Here is a 3970-nt window from a genome sequence, read left to right on the forward strand (position 1 = left end):
CCTTAACAGGGCGTTATGTTTTAATGTGATTTCAATGGCTTAAATGCCTTTGAGTCGTTCATTGCCCCTTTGGCTACTCGTTGGGAGTAGACTCAGCAAATCACGGTTGTCTGCCCCAATTCTTGAATTACTTCACCAATAAAACATGCCAAGGCTCGTGGGTTGCTTCATTCTATTTTTCGGGTGGTTTGGTAGTCTTGTTTCTCTGGCTCAAAGTCGCTTTTAGCGTATTTCCCAATCCGCCAATAACCGTGGCAGTTGCCTCGGCAAATGACCATTGTTCTGCGCTGTTGTTGCTAAGAAAGGGCGCCTGTTGAGGCTTGATCAAGTTGCCTCATTATCAGGGAAGTGGGCTTACTCGTTTTGGGTTTGGCGCATCTGCCGGTCAGTGAGTTCTAGCTTGTGACTTGGTTCAGAAATCTAAGTCTGCATCTCAGTTCTTTGCCAAGTAAATCAACGAATTGTGCTAAAACATAACAAAGCATTTAAGACGGATTCTCAACGCTTGGCGATTTCAGCCTAGGTCAGCTTTAGTGCTAAAAGTGGCAAGGTTTAGGCTTGGGTGGTCGCGTTGCTCACCACTTAATGCGGCGTTATGTTTACTTGTATTTCAAAGGCTTAAAGGTCTTAGGCTCTAGTTCTTTGTCCCTCTGGCAATTCGTCCCTAGTAGACTCAGCAAATCCGCATTGCCGGTCTAAGTTCTTTAATCTCTCAGCCCGTAAAACATCCAATGTTCTCGGGTTGCTTCATTGTCAGGTCGTGGCGGCTAGCTTCTTGTTTAACTGGCTCAAAGTCGCTTTGAGGTTCTTAGCCAAATAGCATTTCGGTTTGGCAGTTGCCTCGGCAATTCAGCATTGTTTTGCGCTTTGGTTGGAAAGAAAGGGCACTTGTTGTTTCTTGGTCGGGTTGCCTCATTGGGCAGGGAAGTGGAATTACACGTTTAAGGTTAATCGCCTTTGACGGCCAAGTTGGTTCGAGCCTTGTGGTTTAGCTCAGAAAACTAGTCAGAAATAGCAGTTCTTTCTCAAGTAAATCAAGTGTTTGTGGTAAAACATAACAATCAATTTAAGAGGGATTCACAACGCTTGGCATTTTTGCTTCTACTTCAAATTTAGTGTTTATGGCACAATACTTTAGGTTTGGGTGTAGGCGTTGTTCACCCCTTAATTGGGCGTTATACGAATAGAGGGAAATTATGTACAAAAGTACTGATTTTAACTTGGATTCAAAAGAGTTCAGGTTTAAGAAAGACTCATATCCTTTGTCTAAGATAAACAATGTTAGGGTTAAAAAGTTAAGTTTTCTTGATAATTTAGGTCAAGTTTTATTCTGGGTGTGTGTTTTTTCAGGGGCAGTTTGGTTAGTTATTCCAAGGTTGGAAGAGGTGCCACAATGGCTACTCGTTTTAGTTCTTAGTCTGACGGTTGTAGGTTTGGTTTTTGCTCTTTTTCGTTGTTCTAAATATGCACTTCAAGTCGAGTTTCTCCACATAGATGAAACGGGCGTTCAATGGGTTAATGTCGCTAAGTCATACTCAAAGTCAGATTGTGAGTTATTTGAACAGCAAGTGTTGGCACTGAAGAAATTCGTATAACAAATTGTTCAAGAGTGATTCGGCACGCGAGGCATTTTTACTATGCGTTGGTTTTAGTGGTTAAGGTGGTATGCGGAAGCATCGTATTGCGTGCCTCACGCCTTAATTGGGCGTTAGGCTTTATGGTGATAAATGAATACAGTTAGAAAAGGTGATGAACTAGAAGCCGCTATTTTCGAGTTTTTCTCGACACAAATAGATCACGGACAATTCTGGGCTCACAAAGACTATTGTAAAATTTTTACTCAAAAAGGCTATTACTCAAGAGATAGAGAGAAAGACATCATTTTTGATGTGTCGATTGAGATTTATCTTCCAGGGCAAGAAACCTATTCAGTATTAGTATTAATAGAGTGTAAAAATTACAACCATCGTGTACCTGTTGACGATATTGAAGAGTTTTATGCGAAAGTACAGCAGGTTTCTGGGGCAAATATTAAAGGAATAGTGGCTTCAACAAACGCTTTTCAAGACGGTGCTTTAAGGTTTTCCAAATCAAAAGGTATAGGTCTTTTGCGTTATTTTGAGGCTAACAATAGTGAATGGGTATTGACTCGTTCTCCATCCTCAATAGGTCGTACTGTTCAAGCTACGGAAAGGGCATCGATAAATCTTGCGCTTCAACAGGAAGATTTTGTAGGTAAAGGTTTTGATTGTTATTGTTTCTTTGGTTCTTCCTTTACTAATTCAACTTTTGAATTTTTCGAACAGGTTATTACTTCCGAGCTTTCAGAGGAACTTGTTGAGTCTGCTAGCTCTATTCGTACAGAAAAACCTGAGCCGCAAACGTTAGTTCGTTATTTGGATAGCTCGTATATAGAATCCAAAAGTGAACTACTCTTGGATTCTATTGGTTACTTTGGTGGCTACGTACAAGACGACAAACTTTCCAAGTTTGTAAGTGAAAACTATGGTCTTTCTTTAGTGTTAAACGCTCAGTTGCAAGAGGGACCCCTTGGCTCTATCGACTTTAGTAAACATGAAATCAAGATAGACACAACGCAGTGTGAGACCAAAGAGCGAGCACGTTTTACACTTGCTCATGAGCTGGGGCATTACATTTTGGGCCATGCAGACTATATATTGCGTGAGAGTTGCTATGACTCTCACCTAGATGAAGTAAGAAATGATGTATCCATAAGAGATATTATGCGTTTAGAGTGGCAAGCAAATCAGTTTGCATCGTCATTGTTACTTCCAAAGAAACAATTTGTAAGGGCTTTTCTTGAGCAAGCTCGCACAAGAGGCATACATAATAGAGGATTCGGTGCTTTGTTTGTAGATGACCAATACTGCAACAAAGAGCTATTAAACTTGGTTACTTTATCACTCATGAAGCAGTTTAATGTATCTAAAACCGTGATCATTATTCGTCTTAAACAACTTGGAATCATGCATGAACCGGTAGGGCAAGCCTAACAATCTGTTTAAGAGTGATTCGCAACGCGTGGCATTTTTACTATGCGTTGTGTTTGGTGTTTAAGGTGGTATGCGGCGGCTTCGGTATTGCGTTGCTCACACCTTAACAGGGCGTTAGTACTCAGGAGATTGTCAATGGACAGCGAAAAAATTGAAGTAGAGCTAGTGCCGAAGGACAAGAAAGATAACTGGGACAAATGGAAAATACTTTCTGCTAGTTTATTAATCCCACTGATTGGTTATCTTATTCACGTGTCTTCTTCGGCATATAAAATGACTGATAGCAATGCACAAGTTCTTGCGTTAGCAGTCGAAATTCTAAAGTCACCAGCTTCAGGAACTACTGAGAATAGAGAGCTTCGCTCTTGGGCGGTAGATATTGTAAATAGATACGCAATTATTGAACTTCCTGAGAGCTTAAAAATGAAATTAGAAGAAAGTTCAGTTTTACCTACAGCAGGTAACGTTGATTTTTCTCTGACTAAAGCCAATTCCTTGTTCGGGTTAAGCATAAAAAAAGACTATAAGGGTAACTTTGCTATTCATGATATAAACGTAAGCTATAAAGGGCGGGAATGTAAGCTAACGCAAGAGATTCCAGTCTCCTTTGATAAGGAAATGCATATTGATCTACCGCTGGTTTCGTTGCCTAATTTGCAAAGCTGTTCAGGGCTAGATTTTAGTAAGTATAAGGCCGTGGGGCTCGAGAGGCATTTTTATACTCAAAACTCTTTTGTTAATGGGGTAACTCTTTCAATAGTTATTGATTATTCAACAAACATGACTAGTTCTGTTTCTCAAATGACGGCTTATTTTATGCCTATTGAGTACTAACAAAGCGTTCAAGACGGATTCCCAACGCTTGGCATTTTCGGGTTGCTTTGAATTTAGTGTTTACGGCACAATGATTTAGGTCAGATGGTAGCGTTGCTCACCACTTAACGCGGCGTTATATG

General features: G+C 40.4%; 3 protein-coding genes. All 3 read left to right on the forward strand.

The genetic code is table 11. The features are described from left to right. The first annotated feature begins 1196 nt into the window (after nucleotides 1–1196). The 3 genes from NB463_RS15310 to NB463_RS15330 all read left to right on the forward strand — a co-directional run bounded on the left by NB463_RS15310 (nucleotide 1197) and on the right by NB463_RS15330 (nucleotide 3848). Nucleotides 1197–1595, forward strand: a complete 399-nt coding sequence (locus tag NB463_RS15310) for a hypothetical protein (protein WP_258516010.1) — start codon at nucleotides 1197–1199, stop codon at nucleotides 1593–1595. Between the two features lie 132 nt (nucleotides 1596–1727). After that, nucleotides 1728–3014: an ImmA/IrrE family metallo-endopeptidase gene (locus NB463_RS15320; RefSeq protein ID WP_258516011.1), complete on the forward strand. Its 1287-nt coding sequence runs from the start codon at nucleotides 1728–1730 to the stop codon at nucleotides 3012–3014. 42 nt (nucleotides 3015–3056) lie between these two features. Continuing rightward, the gene (locus tag NB463_RS15330) at nucleotides 3057–3848 is read left to right on the forward strand and encodes a hypothetical protein (RefSeq protein WP_309303564.1); all 792 of its coding nucleotides are present in this window, start codon (nucleotides 3057–3059) and stop codon (nucleotides 3846–3848) included. The last annotated feature ends 122 nt before the right edge of the window (nucleotides 3849–3970 follow it).

Origin of the sequence: Vibrio sp. RM-41-2B (assembly GCF_024744415.1) — a bacterium.
GTDB lineage: Bacteria > Pseudomonadota > Gammaproteobacteria > Enterobacterales > Vibrionaceae > Vibrio > Vibrio diabolicus.

What these genes read in the sequence shown, in the direction of transcription:
- NB463_RS15310 (WP_258516010.1), top strand. Translation starts at nt 1,197, where the DNA reads ATGTACAAAAGTACTGATTTTAACTTGGATTCAAAAGAGTTCAGGTTT.
- NB463_RS15320 (WP_258516011.1), top strand. Translation starts at nt 1,728, where the DNA reads ATGAATACAGTTAGAAAAGGTGATGAACTAGAAGCCGCTATTTTCGAG.
- NB463_RS15330 (WP_309303564.1), top strand. Translation starts at nt 3,057, where the DNA reads ATGCGTTGTGTTTGGTGTTTAAGGTGGTATGCGGCGGCTTCGGTATTG.